This window comes from Geodermatophilus maliterrae (assembly GCF_041018925.1).
Lineage (GTDB): Bacteria > Actinomycetota > Actinomycetes > Mycobacteriales > Geodermatophilaceae > Geodermatophilus > Geodermatophilus maliterrae.
Window position 1 is genome coordinate 106,860 of record NZ_JBFNXQ010000003.1, and the last position, 20,026, is coordinate 126,885.

The 20,026-nt window shown below is 73.2% G+C and carries 17 protein-coding genes; 13 read left to right on the forward strand and 4 right to left on the reverse strand.

The features are described 5' to 3' along the window. Nucleotides 1–70: 70 nt before the first annotated feature. Nucleotides 71–3,367 carry an ATP-binding protein gene (locus ABQ292_RS01960; protein WP_369202698.1) on the forward strand — a complete coding sequence of 1,099 codons (3,297 nt, stop codon included), beginning with the start codon at nucleotides 71–73 and terminating at the stop codon, nucleotides 3,365–3,367. On the opposite strand, the gene ABQ292_RS01965 is transcribed toward ABQ292_RS01960, so the two are convergent. Continuing rightward, a complete protein-coding gene (locus tag ABQ292_RS01965; protein ID WP_369202700.1) occupies nucleotides 3,328–3,765 on the reverse strand; it encodes a GNAT family N-acetyltransferase in 438 nt (145 codons plus the stop codon). The two genes, ABQ292_RS01960 and ABQ292_RS01965, sit on opposite strands and share 40 nt — an antisense overlap. Nucleotides 3,766–3,934: 169 nt before the next feature. On the opposite strand from ABQ292_RS01965, the gene ABQ292_RS01970 reads away from it, so the two are divergent. Both ABQ292_RS01970 and ABQ292_RS01975 read left to right on the forward strand, forming a co-directional pair. Next, nucleotides 3,935–4,723, forward strand: coding sequence for an SDR family oxidoreductase (locus ABQ292_RS01970; RefSeq protein WP_369202702.1), 789 nt, complete (start codon nucleotides 3,935–3,937; stop codon nucleotides 4,721–4,723). 5 nt (nucleotides 4,724–4,728) lie between these two features. After that, nucleotides 4,729–6,429 (forward strand): FAD-dependent monooxygenase, encoded by a 1,701-nt coding sequence (locus ABQ292_RS01975; RefSeq protein ID WP_369202704.1) that lies wholly within the window; start codon nucleotides 4,729–4,731, stop codon nucleotides 6,427–6,429. A gap of 91 nt (nucleotides 6,430–6,520) precedes the next feature. Here ABQ292_RS01975 and ABQ292_RS01980 read toward each other — a convergent pair whose 3' ends face one another. Together ABQ292_RS01980 and ABQ292_RS01985 are read right to left on the reverse strand one after the other, a co-directional pair. Beyond that, the gene (locus ABQ292_RS01980) at nucleotides 6,521–7,096 is read right to left on the reverse strand and encodes a dihydrofolate reductase family protein (RefSeq protein ID WP_369202706.1); all 576 of its coding nucleotides are present in this window, start codon (nucleotides 7,094–7,096) and stop codon (nucleotides 6,521–6,523) included. Between the two features lie 74 nt (nucleotides 7,097–7,170). Further along, nucleotides 7,171–7,635: an ester cyclase gene (locus ABQ292_RS01985; RefSeq protein WP_369202708.1), complete on the reverse strand. Its 465-nt coding sequence runs from the start codon at nucleotides 7,633–7,635 to the stop codon at nucleotides 7,171–7,173. Between the two features lie 358 nt (nucleotides 7,636–7,993). On the opposite strand from ABQ292_RS01985, the gene ABQ292_RS01990 reads away from it, so the two are divergent. The 9 genes from ABQ292_RS01990 to ABQ292_RS02030 all read left to right on the forward strand — a co-directional run bounded on the left by ABQ292_RS01990 (nucleotide 7,994) and on the right by ABQ292_RS02030 (nucleotide 18,123). Next, complete coding sequence (locus ABQ292_RS01990) at nucleotides 7,994–9,619, forward strand: amidohydrolase (RefSeq protein WP_369202710.1); 1,626 nt, start codon at nucleotides 7,994–7,996, stop codon at nucleotides 9,617–9,619. 199 nt (nucleotides 9,620–9,818) lie between these two features. Continuing rightward, the gene (locus tag ABQ292_RS01995) at nucleotides 9,819–10,289 is read left to right on the forward strand and encodes a Fur family transcriptional regulator (protein ID WP_369202712.1); all 471 of its coding nucleotides are present in this window, start codon (nucleotides 9,819–9,821) and stop codon (nucleotides 10,287–10,289) included. Then, on the forward strand, nucleotides 10,286–12,517 hold the full coding sequence (katG, locus tag ABQ292_RS02000; protein ID WP_369202714.1) for a catalase/peroxidase HPI: 2,232 nt from the start codon (nucleotides 10,286–10,288) through the stop codon (nucleotides 12,515–12,517). Before ABQ292_RS01995 ends, katG begins: the two co-directional genes overlap by 4 nt. A gap of 226 nt (nucleotides 12,518–12,743) precedes the next feature. Further along, nucleotides 12,744–12,890, forward strand: a complete 147-nt coding sequence (locus ABQ292_RS02005) for a Zn-dependent oxidoreductase (RefSeq protein ID WP_369202716.1) — start codon at nucleotides 12,744–12,746, stop codon at nucleotides 12,888–12,890. Nucleotides 12,891–13,007: 117 nt separating this feature from the next. Next, nucleotides 13,008–15,770 carry an AAA family ATPase gene (locus ABQ292_RS02010; RefSeq protein WP_369202718.1) on the forward strand — a complete coding sequence of 921 codons (2,763 nt, stop codon included), beginning with the start codon at nucleotides 13,008–13,010 and terminating at the stop codon, nucleotides 15,768–15,770. Nucleotides 15,771–15,877: 107 nt separating this feature from the next. Next, nucleotides 15,878–16,288: a hypothetical protein gene (locus ABQ292_RS02015; RefSeq protein ID WP_369202720.1), complete on the forward strand. Its 411-nt coding sequence runs from the start codon at nucleotides 15,878–15,880 to the stop codon at nucleotides 16,286–16,288. A 145-nt stretch (nucleotides 16,289–16,433) separates the two neighbouring features. Next, nucleotides 16,434–16,937 (forward strand): DoxX family protein, encoded by a 504-nt coding sequence (locus ABQ292_RS02020; RefSeq protein ID WP_369202722.1) that lies wholly within the window; start codon nucleotides 16,434–16,436, stop codon nucleotides 16,935–16,937. A gap of 638 nt (nucleotides 16,938–17,575) precedes the next feature. Continuing rightward, nucleotides 17,576–17,851 carry a type II toxin-antitoxin system Phd/YefM family antitoxin gene (locus ABQ292_RS02025; protein ID WP_369202724.1) on the forward strand — a complete coding sequence of 92 codons (276 nt, stop codon included), beginning with the start codon at nucleotides 17,576–17,578 and terminating at the stop codon, nucleotides 17,849–17,851. Next, complete coding sequence (locus ABQ292_RS02030) at nucleotides 17,848–18,123, forward strand: type II toxin-antitoxin system RelE family toxin (protein WP_369202726.1); 276 nt, start codon at nucleotides 17,848–17,850, stop codon at nucleotides 18,121–18,123. Before ABQ292_RS02025 ends, ABQ292_RS02030 begins: the two co-directional genes overlap by 4 nt. Before the next feature lie 143 nt (nucleotides 18,124–18,266). On the opposite strand, the gene ABQ292_RS02035 is transcribed toward ABQ292_RS02030, so the two are convergent. Continuing rightward, nucleotides 18,267–19,052, reverse strand: a complete 786-nt coding sequence (locus ABQ292_RS02035; RefSeq protein WP_438940556.1) for an amino acid ABC transporter ATP-binding protein — start codon at nucleotides 19,050–19,052, stop codon at nucleotides 18,267–18,269. Nucleotides 19,053–19,317: 265 nt separating this feature from the next. On the opposite strand from ABQ292_RS02035, the gene ABQ292_RS02040 reads away from it, so the two are divergent. Beyond that, nucleotides 19,318–19,923, forward strand: a complete 606-nt coding sequence (locus tag ABQ292_RS02040) for a dihydrofolate reductase family protein (RefSeq protein WP_369202728.1) — start codon at nucleotides 19,318–19,320, stop codon at nucleotides 19,921–19,923. The last annotated feature ends 103 nt before the right edge of the window (nucleotides 19,924–20,026 follow it).

Consider the following 20,026-nt stretch of genomic DNA (forward strand, 5'->3'; position numbering starts at 1 on the left):
GGGGTCAGGAGTGCGGGGACCGGCGGCATGATGGCCCGACGGCGGACCGGCCGGGACGGGGAGGCGGGCGGTGCAGTTCGAGATCCTGGGGCCGCTGCAGGTGCTCGACGCCGGACGGCCGCTGGCGCTCGGCCGGCCGAAGCAGCGCGCCGTCCTGGCGATCCTGCTGCTCGACGCCGGCAGGGTCGTGTCGCTGGACCGGTTGGTGGAGGAGCTCTGGGGCCGGCAGTCGCCACCGCAGGCGCTGGCGTCCGTGCAGGCCTACGTCTCCCACCTGCGTCGGCTGCTGGAACCGCGGCGTTCCCCCGGCGCCCCCGCGACGGTGCTCGTCAACCAGGCACCCGGCTACCGCATCGTGGTCCGCGACGAGGACCTCGACGCGGCTCGCTTCCGGACGCTCGCCCAGCGGGGACACGACCTCCTGCAGGCCGGTGAGGCCGCGCGCGCCGCCGACACGCTGGCCGACGCCCTGCGGCTGTGGCGGGGACCCGTCCTGGCCGACGTCGGCGACGCCCCGTTCGTCCAGGCCGAACGGGCCCGGCTGGAGGACCTCCGGCTGACCGCGTGGGAGGACCGGCTCAGTGCCGACCTGGGCACCGGCCGGCACGCCCTCGTCGTCGCCGAGCTCGACCAGCTGACCGCCGAGCACCCGTTCCGGGAGCGTCTGCAGGGTCTGCGCATGGTCGGGCTGTACCGCTGCGGGCGGCAGGCCGAGGCCCTGCAGAGCTACCAGCACTTCCGCGCGCTGCTGCGTGAGGAGCTGGGCCTCGACCCGGGGCCGGCGCTCCAGGACCTGGAACGGGACATCCTGTGCCAGGCCCCGGAGCTGGACTGGGCGGCTGCCGCCCGTCCCGACGGCGGGAGGTCCGGGCCGGCGCGGGAGGTCGTCCCCGTCACCGGACCCGCCACCGCCCCGGCACCGGAGACGGCGCCGGCGGCGGCCGACGGTCTCGTGGGACGGGAGACGCAGCTGCGGGTGATCGACCAGGCGTTGGCCGAGGCGACGACGGGCCGGGGCCGGGTGGTCCTGGTGGCGGGCGAGCCCGGCATCGGCAAGACCCGCCTGGCCGAGGAAGCGGCACGGCACGCCCGGGGAGTCGGCGTCACCGTGGCCTGGGGGCGCAGCGACCAGGACGCCGGAGCGCCGGCCTTCTGGCCGTGGACCCGGGTGTTCCGGGAGCTGCTGGCGACCGAGGACGCCCGGTCGCCCGCGACGGCGCTGGGCCCGCACGCGGCTGAGCTGGCCCTCATCCTGCCCGAGCTCGCCGAGGACGGGCCTCGCGCAGCCGCGCCGGTGGTCGACGTGGAGGCGTCCCGCTTCCGGCTGTGCCGGGCGGCCACCGAGGCGCTGCTGCACCTGAGCGCCCACCGACGGCTGCTCCTGGTCCTCGACGACCTGCAGTGGGCGGACGTCGCCTCCCGACGGTTGCTGACGCACCTGGCCGCGGCCCTGGGCGACGCGCCCGTCGTGGTGCTGGCCACGTACCGGGACCGGACCCTGGACGGCGGCGAGCCGCTCGCCGACACCCTCGCCGAGCTGGCACGCACGGCTCCGGTGGACCGGCTGGACCTGGCCGGCCTGGGAGTCGCGGACGTGGCCGAGGTCATGGCGTCCCACGCCGGCACGGACCCGGACGACGAGCTGGCCCGGCTGGTCAGTGACCGCACGGGCGGCAACCCGTTCTTCGTCATCGAGGTGCTCCGCCTGCTCGGCGCCAGCGGCTGGCCCGGGCGGACCCCGGTCGAGACGGCGTCGCTGGTCGCGCAGCAGGTCCCCGCCGGCGTGCGGGACGTCCTGCGGCGGCGACTGGGCCGGCTACCCGACCAGACGCGCACGGTGCTGCTCGTCGCGGCGGTCGTCGGTCAGGAGTTCGACCTGGACGTCGTCGCGACCGTGACGGGGGTGGACGACGACGAGGCGCTGGACGCCGTGGAGCTCACCGTGTCCGCCGGGCTCGTCCTCGAGGACCCCGCCACGGTGGGCCGGTTCCGCTTCGCGCACGCCCTGATCCGCGAGGCCGTCTACGAGGAGATCAGCCGAGCGCGCAGGGCCCGGCTGCACGCACGCGTGGGGCAGGCGCTGCTCGACCGGCGCGGGAGGGACGGCGAGCACGTCCTGCAGGTGGCCCACCACTGGTGGCTGGCCGCACCGGTGGTGGGCGCCGACCGGGCCGTTCCCCACGTCATCGCCGCGGCGGAACTGTGCGTCGACACCCTGGCGCACGAAGAGGCCGAGCGACAGCTGCGGCGGAGCCTGGAGCTGCTCGCCATCGCGCCACCGACGACCCGACGGACCGCCTCGGAGCTGAACGTCCAGTTGCGTCTGGGCACGCTGCTGGTCCAGCTGCACGACACCGCCAGCGAGGAGGCGTGGGCGAGCTTCGCCCGCGCCCGTGAACTGGCCGACCAGCTCGGCGACAGCTCGGCGCTGCTCGCCGCGTACCACAGCCTGTTCGAGGTGGCGTACGCCCGGGCCGACCACCGCGCGGCCGGCGCCCTGGCCGAGCGCCTGCTCGGGATCGCCGAGGACACCCGTGATCCGGTCGCGTCCACCGTCGGTCACCTGGCGCTGGGCAGGACGCTGTGGGTCCAGGGTCGGCTCCTCGAGGCCCGCGAGCAGCTCGAGCGGGGGTTGCGGGTGGAGCGCGGAGCGCCCACGCCGGGCGAGCCCCTCCCGCCGGTGTTCATCCTGCAGCTGCAGCTCTCCGCCGTGCTGGACCCCCTCGGCGAGCTGCAGCCCGCCGCAGACCTGGTCGCGGCGGCCGTCGAGGGGTCCCGCGAGCAGCACCCGTTCGCGCGCGCCGCCGTCCTGACCGGGGCTGCCCTGCTGGCCGCCCTGCGCCGCGACAGCTCGGCGGCGCGCAGGTGGGCTGTCGAAGCCCAGCAACTGGCCGCCAAGTGGAACTTCCCCGCGCCGGGCGGCTACGCAGCCGTGGTCCTGGGCTGGGTGGAGGCCCTGGACGGGGATCCCGAGGTCGCCATCCCCTCGCTGCGCCAGCAGCTCAGCCAGATCGAGGCGGGCGGCGTCCAGCACCTCATGGCCTGGGGACTCGGGCTGCTGGCCGAGGCCCACCTCCGCGACCACCAGCCGGTGGCGGCGCTACGGCTGCTCGACGACGCGCTCTCCCGGGTCGAGCGCACGGGCGAGCGGCTCTACGAGCCCGAGCTGCACCGCCTCCGGGCGCTGGCCCTGCTCGCCCTGCCCGAACCGCGGCCCGAGCAGGCCCGCAGCGCTCTCCACCGGGCAGTCACCCTCGCCGCTGAACAGGGCTCCGTCCTGCTGCAGCAGCGCGCCACCGACACCGCACGAGCCACCACCCCCGCCCGTCACAGCGGCAGCCGGAGCCAGCCCCGGCCACGCTCCTGAGGCTGCTCGGAGACCGTGAACCCCACCTGCGCCAGCACCGTGACGACCCCGTGGTCGAGGGCGGGCGGAGCGCTGAGCTCCTCGATCCCGGATGCCCGCATCCGGTCGGCGACCTCACGGACCAGGCGCCGTCCCACGCGCGGGCCGTCGTAGGCCGTGGACACGGCGAGACCGCACAGGCGGGCCGTTCCCGGCTCGGCGCAGCGGACCCGCGCGACGGCGGCGAGGCCGGTGGCCTCCGCCGCGGTCAGGTCGCACAGCCCGTACCAGGCGCAGGTCCCGTCGTGGTCGTCCAGGGCGCAGCCCGGGAGCAGTCGTGCGGCTCGGCGACGGTCACCGTCCGCGTCCAGCCGTCGGAAGATCATGCCGGCCGGTGAACCGCGCGGATCGGGCGCCATCGTCCCTCCGGTGGGTCTCGGGGATGGATCCGCGGCGAGGTTCCGCCCGCCGGCTTGACGTCGGCTTGGCGCGGGGACGGGGCATCGGCCGCGGCGGGTCAAGCGGACGTCAAACCGCCGGCGACACGCTCTCGTGGTCGATGAGCTCCGACCGAGAGGGAACTGCGCCATGACCACCGTGCTCGTCACCGGCGGCACCGGGCTCCTGGGGCGTCGGGTCGCCCGCGCCCTGGCCTCCGACGGCCACACCGTCCGCATCCTCAGCCGTACCACGGCCGGGCCGCCGACGCCCGGCGCCGACGTGGTGGTGGCCGACCTGGCCACCGGGGCCGGCCTGGCCGAGGCGGTGGCCGGGACGTCCGCGATCGTGCACTGCGCCACGGACCCGCGGAGGTCCCGGACGGTCGACGTTGGAGGGACCGAGCGGCTGCTGCGGGCCGCGCGCGACGCCGGGCGGCCACACGTCGTCTACGTCTCCATCGTCGGCGTCGACCGCATCCCGACGCAGTACTACCGGTCCAAGCTGGCCGCCGAGCGGACGATCGAGGCATCCGGGCTGCCGTGGACGGTCCTGCGCACCACCCAGTTCCACGAGTTCGTCGACGACCTGCTCGGTCGCCTGGTGCGGCTGCCCGTCGTACCGGTGCCGCGCGGCTGGCGGTTCCAGCCGGTCGACGTCGAGGAGGTCGCCCGCCGGTTGGCCGACGCCGTGGCGTGCGGGCCCGCGGGCCGGCTGCCCGACCTCGGCGGGCCGGAGGTCCTCCCGGTGGCCGAGCTCGTCCGCGGCCGCCTCCGGGACACCGGGCGCCGCCGGCCGGTGCTGGAGCTCCCCCTGCCCGGCGCGTTCGCCGCGGCGCTGCGGGCGGGCGCCGACCTCGTCCCCGGCAACCGCTCCGGCGGCTGCACCTGGCGGGACTTCCTCGACGGCCGGTCCCGTTCCCGGCTCCTGGAGGGCTGACCACCATGAGCACCAGCACGGACGTCCTCGTCGTCGGCGCCGGCCCGACCGGTCTCACGCTGGCCTGCGACCTGCGCCGCCGCGGCGTCGACTGCCGGGTCGTCGACCGGGCTCCCACCCACCACACCCGGTCCCGGGGCAAGGGCCTGCAGCCGCGCAGCCTCGAGGTCTTCGACGACCTGGGGATCGCCGACGCCGCCCTGGCCGCCGGCCGCAGCTCCCACCGGCTGCACCTGTACTCGGGCGGACGGCTCGCGTTGGACCTGGACCTGCCCGCGCGGCCCCCCAAGCCGGGCGTCCCGTACCCGAACCTCCTCGTCCTGCCGCAGTGGCGGACGGAGCAGGTGCTGAGGGACCGGCTGGTGGCACTCGGCGGCGACGTCGAGCTCGGCCGGGAGCTGGTCGACCTCGAGCAGGACGACGACGGCGTCACCGCCACCGTGACCGACCGCTCCACCGGAGCGGTCGAGCGGATCCGGGCCGCCCACCTGGTCGGCTGTGACGGCGGCGGCAGTCGAGTGCGGGGACTGACCGGCATCCCCATGCGCGGCGACAGCCACCCGGAGCACTTCGTGCTGGCCGACGTGCGGATCGAGGGACTGCCGGCCGACGGCTGGTCGTTCGCCTGGTTCGACGACGACCGGTACCTCGCCGCCGACCCCCTCGACGGGAGCGGCACCTGGCAGGTGCAGGCCAACGTGCGCCCCGACGCCTCCGGCACCGTCGAGACGGCGTCCCTGGAGCTGTTCCAGCGGCTCTTCGCCGAGCGGGGGTTCGCGCAGGTGCGGCTGAGCGACGCCACGTGGCTCTCGGACTTCAGCCCCCGCGTCGCCATCGTCGACCGCTACCGGGCGGGTCGGGTGCTCCTGGCCGGCGACGCCGCCCACGTGCACAGCCCAGCGGGGGGCCAGGGCATGAACACCGGCATCCAGGACGCCTACAACCTCGGCTGGAAGCTCGACGCCGTGGTGCGGAGGAAGGCCGACGACCGCCTCCTGGACTCGTACCAGGAGGAGCGGATGCCGGTCGCCCGGTCGGTGCTGACGGGCAGCGACCTCGGCCACAGCGCCGTCTTCTCCCCCCACCCCGTGATGACCCTCCTGCGGGACCGGGTCCTCGTCCCGGCCCTGCGGCTCCCCGTGGTCCAGAACGCGATCCTCGACAGCGTGGCCGAGCTCGGCGTCGGCTACCGGGACAGCTCGCTGGTCGGGGAGGTCGGCACGGTGGGCCTGAACCGCGACGGCGAGGCGGCCGGCCCGGTCGACCACGTCAGTTTCCGGCGCGGCCCGCGTGCCGGCGACCGCGCCCCCGACGCCACCGGCCGCGACGGCGACACCGGGGCGCCGACGCGGCTGTTCGACCTCTTCCGGGGCACCCATCTCACGCTGCTGCTGTTCGACGGCCCGGCCGCCACCGACGCCGGCTACGAGCGGCTGGCCGCCACCGCCCGAGCGGTGCGCGCTGCACTGGGGGACGACGTCCGCGCCTGCGTGGTGGTGCCGGCCGAGCGCAGGCCTCGTGGGCTGGACGGCGTGGACGTGCTGCTCGACCCGGACCGGGACGCCCACCACCGCTACGGAGCCGCGGCCGAGTCGCTCTACCTGGTGCGGCCGGACGGGTACGTCGGCTTCCGCGGCCAGCCCGCCGCGGCCCAACCGGTGCTCGACCACCTCGCGCGCCTGTTCACGGTGCGCGCCACCGTCTGACCCTGGTCGGTGGCGCGTGCGTCGAGCGGCGTGGGACGAGCCCCGGGGAGCACGACGTGGCCTCACGTGGGTCGTCGTCGTACCCGCGAGGTCAGTGGAGGGTGGGTCGGTAGACGAGCTCCTGGACGTGGCCGTCGAGCGTCCGGCTCTCGAGCAGCTCGAGGTCGAAGTCGGCCGCGCCCCGGAAGATCGGGTCCACCCCGGTCCGACCGGTGATGACGGGGAAGATCGTCACCGCGACGCGGTCGACCAGACCGGCGGCCATCAGCGCCCGGTTCATCGACAGGCTGCCGTGCGAGCGCAACGGCACCTCCGACTCCTCCTTGAGCCGGGCCACGACGTCGACGGCGTTCCCGCTCACGACGGTCGCGTCCGGCCAGTCGAGGGGCTCGTGCAGCGTCGTCGACACCACCGTCGCGGGCATGCTCGTCATCCGGGTGACCCACGGGTCACGCACCTCGGACTCCTCGGTGCTCGAGGCCAGCATCTGCACGAACTGCCGGAACGTGGTGGCCCCGAAGACCATCCGCTGCTCCTCGCCGAAGAGGTCGAGACGGTGGTCGAGCAGTTCGGGACCCTGCTTGCCCCAGTAGCCGGTCCAGTCGGCGCTGGCGGCGCCGTAGCCGTCGAGGCTGGAGAAGACGTCGAACGTGTAGGTCGCGGTCATCTCGTTCTCCTCCGGAGCGCTCGGTCCCTGTGGGTACGGACCGGGACCGCTGCGAGAACTGATCGCCGTCGAGGTCATGGCGTCGTGGAGGCGCCCGGGTGCGGAACGGAGCAGACCCGTGTTCCGGACCAGCGGGACGGCGGCCAGCCTCCGACCTGTGCGAGGAGTCCGACATCGTCGCGACAGGCCCAGTGCTCGACGATCGAACCGTCCGCGACCCGCCAGATGTGGATGAAGTCCCACGCGACGTCGCTCCCGGTCGGGGTCAGCCCGGCGAGCAGCGGCATCGTCGAAGCCACATGGCGCCCGTGCACCGTGAGGTGCACGACGACGAGATCGTCCTGAGCCACGATCCGGTGGATCGTCGCCGTCGGGTGGTCGAGGTCGTGGTCGAGCGTCGCGAGGGTCTGTCGCAGGCCGTCGCGGCCTTGCGGCCCTGCCGCGTGCTGGACGAGGTCCTCGGCGACGAGATCGAGTGCGGAGCCGTCGCGGAGACCCACGGCCCGGTGGAAGGCCCGCACGGTCTCTTCGGGCGTCATCGCGTCATCCCACACCCGGCAGGGTCCTGCGTGCCGGATCGACGTCGTCGCCTCCCCGGCGACGCTGCCCGGCGACGCGCCAGGCGAGCTCCCCCGACCCCGTCCACGGCGACGGTCAGCAGCTCCACGAGGTGAGCGCGGCCGGCGTCGACTCCGCTGCTGCTCGCCACCGGCTGTAGTAGGACTCACCTCAGCCCAACGCGACCCGTCCCGTCGTCGGGACAGGTGGCGGTGGCACCGGCGCAGGACCCGGAACTGCTCGATCTCGACCACTATGCACAGGGAGCCCCGGCATGCAGGCGACCCCCGTCGATCCCCTCCGCAGCGCCGACGTCCCGAGCGTGCGCCGGGCCCCCGCATGAACGCGGCCGTGCCGGCCGCCGGACCGGGCACCTGGACGCTCGTGGTCGCCGACCGGATCCACACGCTCGCCGGTCCGCCGGTGGAGGCGCTGGTCCTGCTCGACGATCGGGTGGCAGCCGTCGGCGACCCCCGTGAGCTGCGCGGGAGGTTCCGCCCCGACCGCACGATCGAGGTCGACGGCGTCCTCGTCCCGGGCTTCAACGACGCGCACGCCCACCCGAGCATGACCGCGGAGAACCTGCTGCACGTCAACTGCTCACCGGAGGTCGCCACAGACGAGGACGTGCTCGTCCGACTGCTCCGCGACGAGGCCGCCGCCATCGACGAGGGGCACTGGGTCGTCGGGTCGCGCTACGACCACACCAAGACCACCGGCGGCCGGGTCGTGGACCGCGAGTTCCTCGACCGCGCCGTCCCCGACCACCCGGTGCTGCTGACCCACGTGGCCGCGCACTGGGGGGTGCTCAACTCCGCCGGGCTGGCGGCCGCCGGACTCGCCGATGCCAGCACGGACCCGCCGGGCGGCGTGCTGGGCCGGAACGCCTCCGGTGAGCTCAACGGCGTCGTGTACGAGCAGGCGCTGTTCGACATCTCGTACCCGTCGCTGGCGCGGGGCAGGACCGTCGTCCCTCCCTCGACGCCCGCCGCCCGTCTGCGCGGACTCACCCGTGCCCAGCAGCTGTTCCACGCGGCCGGGATCACCTCGATGGTGGACGCGCTGTGCGGGCCCGACGACGTCGCCCTGCTGTCCGAGGCCGCCCGCAGCGGGCAGCTGACCCTGCGCGTGGCGATGCTGGTGGCCTTCCCGCACTACGACCGCATCGCCGCGCTCGGTCTGCACAGCGGCTTCGGGGATGAGCACCTGCGTCTGCTCGGGGTCAAGGCGTTCGTCGACGGCGCCTGCGCCGGCGGGAACTGCCTGGTGGACGAGCCGTTCGAGGGCACCGACGACCACGGCATGCAGACCATCGACGACGCCGACCTCCGGGACCTGGTCGAGCGGGTGGCCGGCGACGGCGTCGTCCTCGCCGTGCACGCCAACGGTGACCGCGCCATCCGCAAGCTGCTCGACGCCCACGAGCGGGCTCGTGCGTCCGGGGCACCGCGTCGACGGCACCGCATCGAGCACTGCTCGCTGGTCGACGCCGACATCGTCGGCCGCATCCGCGCGCTCGGGCTCGTCGTCGTCCCGTTCGGTTCCTACGCCCGGTTCCACGGCGACAAGCTGGTCGGCTACTACGGACGGGACCGGCTCGAGCGCATGTTCGCCCATCGGACGCTGCTCGACGCCGGCATCCCCGTCGCCGGCTCCAGCGACTACCCGTGCGGGCCGTACGAGCCGCTGGCCGCGATCACCAGCTGCGCCGAACGGCGCGCGCTGGACGGGACCGCCATCGGGCTGAGCCAGCGGATCACCGTGCACGAGGCGTTCAGCCTGTACACGAGCGGAGCCGCGTACGCCGCGGGCGAGGAGCGCGTGAAGGGCACCCTGGCTCCGGGCAAGCTCGCGGACTTCGTCGAGCTCGGCCGTGACCCGTTCCAGGTGCCACCCAGCGAGATCGTCGACATCCCCGTCCGCTCGACGTGGATCGGTGGCCGGCTCGTCCACGCGGCGCGCTGAGGTCGACGGCCGTCAGGGGTCGCCTCATCGACGGGGCCGGCCGCTCCCCGGCGGAGGACGTGTGGACGGTCCCGACCGGCGGGGACCGTCAGGCCCGGACACCTGATCGCCCCTGGGTCCCTGCAGGTCACCGACCCGGGCTCGTGACCGCAGCGGGTCGGATCTTGACTGGTTCAAGGGAAGCCCCGACGATGGGGCCGTGCCGGACGTCGCGGACCTCGAGCGCGTGCTGCGGGAAGCGGGTTTGCGGGTCACCCGCCCGCGCCTGGCCGTGCTGGACGCCGTCCACGCGCATCCGCACGTCGACACCGAGGCACTGATCGGCGCCGCCCGCGCCCGCCTGGACGCGGTGTCGCACCAGGCGGTGTACGACGTGCTGCGCGTCCTCACCGACCGGGGTCTGGTGCGGCGCATCCAGCCGCAGGGCTCCGTCGCGCGCTACGAGGCACGGGTCGGCGACAACCACCACCACCTGGTCTGCCGGTCCTGCGGCTCGATCAGCGACGTCGACTGCGCCACGGCGGAGGCACCCTGCCTCACTCCCCCCGGCGACGTCGACTTCCTCGTCGACGAGGCCGAGGTCATCTACTGGGGTCGGTGCCGGTCCTGCGCGACGGCCCCGGCTCCCTCCGACTCCGACGGTTCCACAGCACAGAGAGGCACGCCGTGAGCGAGAACGACAAGACCGAGGCCGGCAAGGCCGCGACCGAGAGCACCAGCGAGAGCGAGAACCCGGCGATCCCCTCGCCGACCGCGTCCACCGACCAGCGGCCCCGCAGCAACCGGGACTGGTGGCCGAACCAGGTCGACCTGTCGGTGCTGAACAAGCCGTCGAAGGACTCCGACCCGCTCGGCGAGGACTTCGACTACCGGGCCGAGTTCGCGGAGCTCGACGTCGAGGAGCTCAAGCGCGACGTCGTCGAGGTGATGCGGACCTCGCAGGACTGGTGGCCGGCCGACTGGGGCCACTACGGCCCCCTGTTCATCCGCATGTCGTGGCACGCGGCCGGCACCTACCGCATCGCCGACGGCCGGGGCGGCGGCGGCCAGGGCGCGCAGCGCTTCGCCCCGCTCAACAGCTGGCCGGACAACGCCAACCTGGACAAGGCACGGCGCCTGCTGCTGCCGATCAAGCAGAAGTACGGCCGCAAGCTCTCCTGGGCCGACCTGCTGGTGCTCGCCGGCAACGTCGCGCACGACGACATGGGCCTGAAGACCTTCGGGTTCGCCTTCGGTCGCGAGGACACCTGGCAGCCCGAGGAGGTGTTCTGGGGTCCGGAGGACACCTGGCTGGGTGACGAGCGCTACGCCGGGGACGTCCCGCTCGACCTCGACGAGGGCCACCTCGCCGCCGTCACCATGGGCCTGATCTACGTCAACCCGGAGGGCCCGCAGGGCCGGCCCGACCCGCTCGCCTCCGCCCACGACATCCGCGTGACCTTCAACCGGATGGGGATGACCGACGAGGAGACCGTCGCGCTGATCGCCGGCGGGCACACGTTCGGCAAGACGCACGGGGCGGGGAACCCGGAGCTCATCGGCCCGGAGCCGGAGGGTTGCCCGGTACACGGCAACGGCCTGGGGTGGATCAGCCAGCACGGCACGGGCAAGGGCCCCGACACCATCACCAGCGGTCTCGAGGGTGCCTGGACCCCGACGCCGACGACGTGGGACAACACCTACTTCGAGATGCTCTTCAGCTACGAGTGGGAGCTCACCGAGAGCCCTGCCGGTGCCAAGCAGTGGAAGCCGAAGAACCCCGAGGCGCAGGAGCTCGTCCCCGACGCGCACGTCGAGGGCAAGAAGAACCCGCCGATGATGGCGACGACCGACCTCGCGCTCATGGCCGACCCCGGGTTCCGGGCGATCTCGGAGCGCTTCTACAGCGACCCGGAGTACTTCGCCGACCAGTACGCACGGGCGTGGTTCAAGCTCCTGCACCGCGACATGGGGCCGAAGAGCCGCTACCTCGGCCCGGACGTGCCGGGTGAGGAACTCATCTGGCAGGACCCGGTCCCGGCCGTCGACCACGAGCTCGTGGGCGAGGCCGAGGTCGCCGACCTCAAGCAGCGCCTGCTCTCCTCCGGCCTGAGCGTCCCGCAGCTGGTGCACACCGCCTGGTCGGCCGCCGCGTCGTTCCGCGGCACGGACAAGCGCGGCGGGGCCAACGGCGCGCGGCTGCGGCTGGAGCCGCAGATCGGCTGGGCGGTCAACGAGGGCGTCCGGGACGTGCTGCCGGTCCTGGAGCGCGTGAAGGGCGAGTTCGAGTCGGGGACCGGCAAGCGGGTCTCGCTCGCCGACCTGATCGTCCTCGGTGGCACCGCGGCGGTGGAGAAGGCCGCGGCCGACGCCGGCGTGCCGGTGACCGTGCCGTTCTCGCCCGGTCGCACCGACGCCTCCCAGGAGCAGACCGACGTCGAGAACTTCCGCTGGCTCGAGCCGCGGGCCGACGGCTTCCGCAACTGGATCGCGCCGGGCAGCAAGCTCGCGCCCGAGACGATGCTCGTCGACCGCGCGTACATGCTCGAGCTGACCGCCCGGGAGATGACGGTCCTGGTCGGCGGGCTCCGCGTGCTCGGCGCCAACACCGGCGGCGTGCGGCACGGGGTCTTCACCGACCGGCCGGGCGTGCTCTCGCAGGACTTCTTCCGCAACCTGCTCGACCTGGGTGTCCAGTGGCGCACCTCGGTCGACACGGAGGGCGTCTACGAGGGCCTGGACGCCGACGGCACCGTCGTCCGCACGGCGACCGCGGCCGACCTGGTGTTCAACTCGAACTCCATCCTGCGCGGCATCGTGGAGGTGTACTCGGCCGACGATGCCCAGGAGAAGTTCGTGCGGGACTTCGCCGCCGCCTGGGTGAAGGTCATGGAACTCGACCGCTTCGACCTGCGGTAGTCACTCCCCTCCGGGTGCCCCGGCCCGCTCCGCGCGGGCCGGGGCATCCGCGCGCCGGGCCCTCGCCTGCACGAGCGGGCCTGCAGGTGTCCGGCACGGACGAACGCCTGCGGCGCGGATGCGCGGCTACGCCTCGAGATCCCGAAGGGCCGAGTGCACGGCGTCGAGACGGCCGCTCCGCGCCGGACCGGCCAGCACCTCCGCCCCTGGTCCTGGCCTCACCTGCGTGCGAGCCGTGCCGATCACCCGCTTCGACGGCCCCGGGGGCCTCGACGTCGTCGACCTCCCCGACCCCGTCCAAGACGGCCAGCAGGTCTACGAGGTGAGTGCCGCAGGAGTCAACTTCGCCGACACCCACCACAGCCTGTCCTGAGAGCTACCTCGGTCCGGGCTCAGGCATCCACATGCCTCACCGTGCCTGTGAGCCCGTGTTCCGAGGTGAGGTGCGAACCCGGTTCCGAAGAGTCCGCGGCGCTGCAACGCTCGCACGGTGGCGATCGGCGACGTGCGCCGCGTGGGACTGCACGGCCGGCAAGCGGAGCGAGACAGGCTCGCGTCGGTCATCGACGCCGTGTGCACCGGCGGCAGTGGGGTCCTGGTCCTGCGAGGACCGGCCGGAATCGGCAAGTCGGCATTGCTCGACGACGCGGTTCGCGGCGTTGCCGACGTCCGAGTGCTCCGCGCCCGCGGCGTCGAGTCGGAGGTCGAACTGGCCTATGCGGCCCTGCACCAGCTTCTTTCCCCGGTCCTCGGGCACGTCGAGCACCTGCCCGGGCACCAGCGGCGGGCACTACGGATCGCACTCGGGCTGGAGAAGGGACCCGACGGCGGCGCCGCGGCGGACCGTTTCCTCGTCGCGCTGGCCGTGCTCGGTGTCCTCGCCGCGTCGGCTGAGGAGTGCCCCGTCGTCTGCCTCGTCGACGACGCACAGTGGCTGGATCCGGCGTCGGCCGCCACGCTGCTCTTCGTCGCCCGCCGGCTCGGAGCCGAGGCCATCGGCGTGCTGCTCGCCGTGCGCGACCCCGACCTGCGCCCGTTCCCCGTGAGCGATCTCCCGGAGCTCCAGGTAGAGGGCGTCGATGTCGACGCGGCGGTCGCCCTCCTCACTGAGCGCACGGGCGCCGGGGTCGACCGGGAGGTGTGTGGGCGGCTCGTGGAATGGACGGGCGGGAACCCGCTGGCGCTGAGCGAGCTGCCGTCGGTCCTGTCGCCGGAGCATCTGGCAGGTCTCCGACCACTGCCGGCCCCCCTTCCGCTGCCGCGCACGGTCGAGCGCCTCTACGCCGAGCGGGTGCACCGGCTCCCGGACGAGGCCCGGACGCTCCTCCTCGTCGCCGCGGCGGAGGACAGCGGCGACCTCACGCGCGTCCTCGCCGCGGCGCACACGCTCGGTCTGCACAGCGACGCGCTGGAGCTCGCCGAACGAAGCGGACTCGTCGCCGTCTCCCGGAGGAACGTGGTCTTTCCTCATCCGCTGGTCCGGTCGGCCGTCTACCACTCGGTGACCGCGGGCGAGCGCCGACGCGTGCACCTGGCGCTGCGTTCCGCCGCGGACGAGGCCGGGGACGTCGATCGGCGGGCGTGGCACGCCGCCGCTTCCGCCCTGGAACCGGACGAGGCCGTCGTCGGCGAGTTGGAGCAGGCCGCGGCACGGGCCTGCAGTCGAGGCGGCTTCGAGGCAGCCGGGGCCGCCATGGAACGTGCCGCCGACCTGACCGCGGACGGTACGGCTCGCTGCCGCCGTCTGCACTCGGCTGCCGAGTACACGTGGATGGCGGGCCACCTGCGTCACGCCGCGCGCCTGCTGGAGGCCGCCCGGCCGCTGGCTGTCGAGCCGCTGCTCCGTGCGGACATCGGTCGCCTGCGGGGCTGGATCGAGTTCAGCGTGGGCTCTCCCGCGGCGGCACGTCACATCCTGATGGAGGCGGCGCGCGACGTGGCGCCGATCGACAGTCCGGCGGCACGGCGAATGCTGGGCGCCGCGGCCGAGTCCGCGTGGCTGGCCCGGGCGCAGGGCGAGGGTGCGGAGATCCGGCGGGTGACGTCCGGCCTCGACCCTCCGGCCGACGCCCGCGACTCCTCGTCCGCCGACCTGCTGGCAGGTTTTCTCGCGTTCCTGGAGGGCGACGCGGGCGATGCCGTCCAGCGGATCGCCGCCACCATCCGGACCGCGGAGGAGCGTGCGGACGCGGACATGCTGGTGGCCGCCGCTCAACACGCCTTCTACGTGGGAGACGACGACGCCGCCCTGCGGTTGAGTGCCGACGCGGTGGCGCGGTCCCGTGCCACCGGCAAGGCCGCTGAACTGCTGTTCGCTCTGCCGCGGCTGGTGCAGGCGCAGCTGCTGCAGGGGCGATGGACCGCTGCGGCTGCCGGGGCGGCCGAGGCCGTGCAGCTCGCCCGAGGGACCGGCCAGCCCGAGCTGTCCGCTCTGCCCCTCGCCTGGCTCACCCTGCTGGCCTCGCTTCGCGGAGCGCGCGGGGAAGCCGGCGACTTCGCCCATCGGTGCGAGTCGCTGGCCCAGACCTACGCCCTCGGGGTCTTCCGCGCACCGATCCTGGAGATTCTCCGCTGGGCTCGGGCGACGGACATGCTGATCTGCGGTCGGCCGGCATCCGCGTTCCTCCTGCTGGAGGACCTGGATCATCCGGTGGTCACGGCCATGGCCGCGCTCGACCGGGTCGAGGCCGCCGTGCAGTCCGGACACCGGCAGCGGGCCCAGCACTGGCTCCAGGGCGTGGAGGTCCTCGCCACCGCGACCGGAGCTCCGTGGGCTCTGGCGACCGCTGCGCACTGCCGCGCCCTGCTCTCCGAGGGCCCCGTGGCCTGGGATCACTTCGCGGAGGCGCTGCGACACCAGGAGCAGGCGCGTCGCCCGTTCGAGCGGGCACGGGCCGCCCTTGCCTACGGCGAGGCCCTGCGCCGGTCCCGACGTCGGGTCGATGCGCGCCCGCTCCTGGGGACCGCCCTGGATCTCTTCGACGGTCTGGACGCGACGGCCTGGGCCGAGCGCACGCGTTCCGAACTCCGCGCATGCGGGCAGACCCTGCAGCGGCGTGACCCGTCGGCCCGTCTCCGGCTCACGCCCCAGGAAGTACAAGTTGCCCGCTTCGTGGCGAGCGGGCTGCCGACTCGTGCGGTGGCCGAGCAACTGTTCCTCAGCCCCCGGACCGTCGATTTCCACCTGCGCAACGTCTTCAACAAGCTGGGGATCAGCTCTCGATCAGAGCTCGCCGCCCAGCGGTTCGCCTGAGCCGCCCACCTCGGATCCCGGCATTTTCACCGGTACGTCGGGCGCCGGCCGCGGCCTAGCGTCGAGTTAGCCGGTTGATCCACCTGAGCGACAGACGGAGGCCCGACATGCCCACCATTCCGTGGCGGAAGGTGCTCACCCCGGCGCCGGACGCCGAGTACCTCGTCATGGCGAGCCGACTGCCCCTGCGGTCGATGTCCAGAGTTCCCTGGTTCATGGGCCTGACCGTTTCCGTCGTCCGGCAACTGGAGCGGACGGACGGCCTGGTCGGCTACAGCCTGCGGGCGCAACCGCTCGCGAAGACGTTCTGGACGCTGTCGGCCTGGAGCGACGACGACGCCCTGGCCGCCTTCGTGCGGGAGATGCCGCACGTGGCGGTGATGGCCGAGCTCCGCCCGCACATGTATCCGACGCGCTTCATCACCTGGACGGCTCCCGGCACCGCGCTCCCGGTCTCCTGGGACGACGCGGTCGCCCGCCTGATGGGGCCGGCCGCCTCGACGCCCCGCACGCCGTGACCACCGGCGTCGATCTGCCACCGCCGGGCGACCGGCCGCGGTGGCCCTCACCTCCCGATCCGGTCGCCGGTGCACGACGACCGCGGGATCTCCCCTCCGGACTCGGTCAACAGGGCCGGTCCTCCCCACCACGAAGGAGACCGAGATGATCTTTCTCGTCGTCCTGGCGATCGGCACGCTGATCGCCCTTGCTGCGCAGGCGGCCCGGCGCACTGTGTCGCTCAGACAGGCCGCGCGGATCGGGATGGCCATCGCCATGGTCGTCGCCGGGATCAGCCACCTCGTCCGGCCCCTGCCGTTCCTCCAGCACCTGCCGGCCTGGGTGCCCGCTGCCGAGCTCCTGATCTTCGTCACCGGCATCGCCGAAGTCGTCCTGGGACTGGCTCTGCTGCTTCCGCAGCCGTGGAGGTGGCGTGCCGGGATCGCGCTGGCCGCCTACCTCGTCGCGGTGTTCCCTGCCAACGTCTACGTCGCCGTAGCCGGCGTCGACGTGGACGGCCAACCGGACGGCGTCTACGCATGGCTGCGCCTGCCGTTCCAGGTGCTCTTCATCGCTTGGGCGCTGTGGAGCACTCGTCCGAACTCAGGAGATGCGCTACGGCACCGTGCAGCAACCGACCCGCAGGTACCGGAACGCGTCCGACAGTGACGGCCGCCTGACACTCAGGATCAGAGCCATCGGGGTCACCCCGGTGGCTCTGACTCTTCGCTGCACCGACGCTTCCCTGCCTGGCTGACGATCCGTCGATCTGACCGGGAGCACCCCCGCATCGCGGCCGGCCCGACGACACTGCCAGCACTGGGCCCGGGCGTCACCGCCATGGGAGCCGTGGGCATCACCCGCTTCGGCAGCCCCGATGTCCTCGCCGTCGTCGACATGCCCCATCCGGAGCCCGCTCCCGCCCCCTGCGGCGCGCCCGGACAAGGCCAAGCCGACGTCACCGACGGCCATGGCGGTGACGGCCATATGGCTGGGTTCACTCCGGCCGCGGGCCGGTATCCCACCCCGACCCGGGGAGCAACGGTATGGGGATGGCGAGCAGTAGCTTGCGCTACCTCCGCCCGCCGGCGCTGCCAGCCCCAGCATGGCGACACACCGGAACCCAGGAAGGTGGCCGATGATGCACCGCGTGGCCGCAGCGCCGGCCGGGTTTCCACGTCCCAGCCGGTGACTGGACCACGACGGTCGTCGATCCATCTGCTGCGAGGTCTCATCCGCGCAGAGTCGCCTCGAGGTCTCCTGCCGACCTCTTGACCGAGACTGGCTCATTGACCAGAATTGAGGTCATGTCGGTTCAGTCTCTGGCGATGGTCAAGGCGCACTTCAGTCGGGTGATCGACGAAGTCGCCGGCACGCACGAGCGCGTCACCGTCACGAAGAACGGCAGCCCGGTGGCCGTCATCCTCGCCGTCGAGGACTACGAGTCCCTGATGGAGACCCTGGAGCTCCTGTCCGATCCCCGAGCCGGCACGGAGATCAGGCGGGCCGAGGAGGAGATGGCCGCCGGCAAGGTCTTCGACGAAGCCGACGTGCGCGCCGCCCTCGCCGCCCGCCGCCGGTGACTGGTCCGCACACCTACACCGTCGTCCTCTCGGCAGCGGCCAAGCGGGCCATCGAGCGGGACCTGCCCGAGCCGGTGGCCGTGGCGGTCGTCGACTTCCTGTACGGGCCGCTCGCCACGGACCCGTACCGCGTCGGCAAGCCGTTGCGCTTCGAGCTCGAGGGCTACTGGTCCGCGCGGAGAGGCCAGTACCGCGTGATCTACTCCATCCACGACGACGAGGTCCTCGTCGGAGTCGTGCGCATCTCGCACCGCGCCGACGTCTACGGCTGACCGGGTAATGGGTGCTGAGTCGGCGTATCCAGCACCACGACGTCCCTCGAGCTTCACCGCCCCGAGGCGGCGGATGCAAGAACGAGGCGTGGTCTGAGTTCTCCCGGGATGACGTGGGCGAAACCACCGCGCATCCCGCCGGCCTAGAGGGGGTCGAGCAGGCGCTGGAGGAACTGCCGGGTGCGGGGCTCGCGCGGTTCGACGAGCAGCTCCGCGGGCGGGCCCTGTTCCACCACCACGCCGCCGTCGAGGAAGAGCACCTGGTCGGCCACCTGCCGGGCGAACCGCATCTCGTGGGTCACCACGACCATCGTCCAGCCCTCGGCGGCCAGCGACTGCATCACCTGCAGCACCTCGCCGACCAGCTCGGGGTCCAGGGCACTGGTCGGCTCGTCGAACAGCACCCCCTCCGGCCGGGTCGCCAGCGCGCGGGCGATGCCGACGCGCTGCTGCTGCCCACCCGAGAGCTGCACCGGGTAGGCGTCCGCCTTGTCGGCCGGACCCACGCGGGCCAGCAGGACCCGAGCCTCCTCCTGCGCCTCCGCGCGCGGCCGGCCCTGTGCGAACACCGGCCCGGAGGTCACGTTGTCCAGCACGGTGAGGTGTGGGAACAGGTTGTGAGCCTGGAAGACCATTCCGCTCTGGCCTCGCAGCCGGGAAACCGCGCGGGCCTGGGGCCGGGTCGCCCAGTCGAGCTCGACGTCCCCGATCCGCACCGTGCCGGCCTCCGGTGTCTCCAGCCCGTTGAGACTGCGCAGCACCGTCGTCTTGCCCGATCCGGACGGCCCGATGAGGCACGTGACCGACCCTGCGGGCACCGCCACGTCGACGCCGCGCAGAACGCGGTTGGCGCCGAAGGACTTGACGAGCCCGCGAGCCTCTAGCAGCGGGGTCGGCGAGGAACTGGCCGAGTTCAGCGCGGACTGCAGGGGCGGCGTGGGTGAGGAACTGCCAGGTCAGGTCGAGTAGTCCGGCGGTGATCGTGTCGTGGCTGGGCCCGAGGTCGGCCTCGACGGGCGGCGACGGGTCGGGTGGGCCGGTGGGCATCGGTCAGCTCAGCGCAGCGCGCTGGGCGCGGGAGAGCAGGGACGATCGGCTGCAGGCGTCATGGGTTCCTCGTCAGCCACTGAACGGCCGATGAGTTCGTAGCTGCCGGCCGGTCAAAGCTGTGACACCCGAGGAAAGGACCCGGCCATGTCGGAGCTTCTCGTCGACTTCATCACCTCCCTCGACGGCTACGCATCGGGAGAGGGATGGCCCGGGTTCTGGGGCCTCGAGGGCCCGGAGTACCTCGCATGGCTCGGCGAGCAGCCCGAGGCCACCTACCTGATGGGAGCGAACACCTACCGCCTGATGTCGGGCTTCGCCGCCGGCGAGGTGCCGAAGGGCCAGAACGAGTTCAGGCCCGAAGAAGAGGCGTCCGTCGACGAGCTCACGCGAGCGTCCAAGGTGGTGTTCTCCTCCTCGCTCGAGGAGCCACTGACGTGGGCGAACTCCACGCTCGTCCGCGACGACGCCGTCGAGGCGGTCCGCGCCATGAAGGAGAACGGCTCGGGGCTCCTCAGCACGATCGGCAGCCTCAGCCTGTGCCGGTCCCTGCTGCGAGCCGGACTCGTCGACCGCTTCCGGGTCGGGCTGTTCCCGGTGATCACCGGCGCCACGGGCGAAGAACGCATCTACGACGGCTACCCGGACGTCGCCCTCGAGATGATCGAGCACCGCACCTTCGACGGCCGCATCCAGCTGCTCGAGTACAAGCCACGCGTGCTGGAGCACCCGCCGCTCGGCACCCCTGCGTGACGTCGCGGGAAACACGCATCGTGCGGGACGTCGCGACCAAGTCAGGGGGCTGTCGCCCGCCTGCCGAAGGGCGTTGCGGATCTTCTCGCCGACCCCCAGCGGG

Excerpts from the sequence above, each read along its gene's own strand:
- ABQ292_RS01970 (WP_369202702.1), top strand. The coding sequence starts at position 3,935 with ATGACCACCGTGCTCGTCACCGGCGGCACCGGGCTCCTGGGGCGTCGG.
- ABQ292_RS02025 (WP_369202724.1), top strand. The coding sequence starts at position 17,576 with ATGTCGGTTCAGTCTCTGGCGATGGTCAAGGCGCACTTCAGTCGGGTG.
- ABQ292_RS02040 (WP_369202728.1), top strand. The coding sequence starts at position 19,318 with ATGTCGGAGCTTCTCGTCGACTTCATCACCTCCCTCGACGGCTACGCA.
- ABQ292_RS01980 (WP_369202706.1), bottom strand. The coding sequence starts at position 7,096 with ATGACCGCGACCTACACGTTCGACGTCTTCTCCAGCCTCGACGGCTAC.
- ABQ292_RS01985 (WP_369202708.1), bottom strand. The coding sequence starts at position 7,635 with ATGACGCCCGAAGAGACCGTGCGGGCCTTCCACCGGGCCGTGGGTCTC.
- ABQ292_RS01965 (WP_369202700.1), bottom strand. The coding sequence starts at position 3,765 with ATGGCGCCCGATCCGCGCGGTTCACCGGCCGGCATGATCTTCCGACGG.
- ABQ292_RS02015 (WP_369202720.1), top strand. The coding sequence starts at position 15,878 with ATGCCCACCATTCCGTGGCGGAAGGTGCTCACCCCGGCGCCGGACGCC.
- ABQ292_RS01975 (WP_369202704.1), top strand. The coding sequence starts at position 4,729 with ATGAGCACCAGCACGGACGTCCTCGTCGTCGGCGCCGGCCCGACCGGT.
- ABQ292_RS01990 (WP_369202710.1), top strand. The coding sequence starts at position 7,994 with ATGAACGCGGCCGTGCCGGCCGCCGGACCGGGCACCTGGACGCTCGTG.
- ABQ292_RS02020 (WP_369202722.1), top strand. The coding sequence starts at position 16,434 with ATGATCTTTCTCGTCGTCCTGGCGATCGGCACGCTGATCGCCCTTGCT.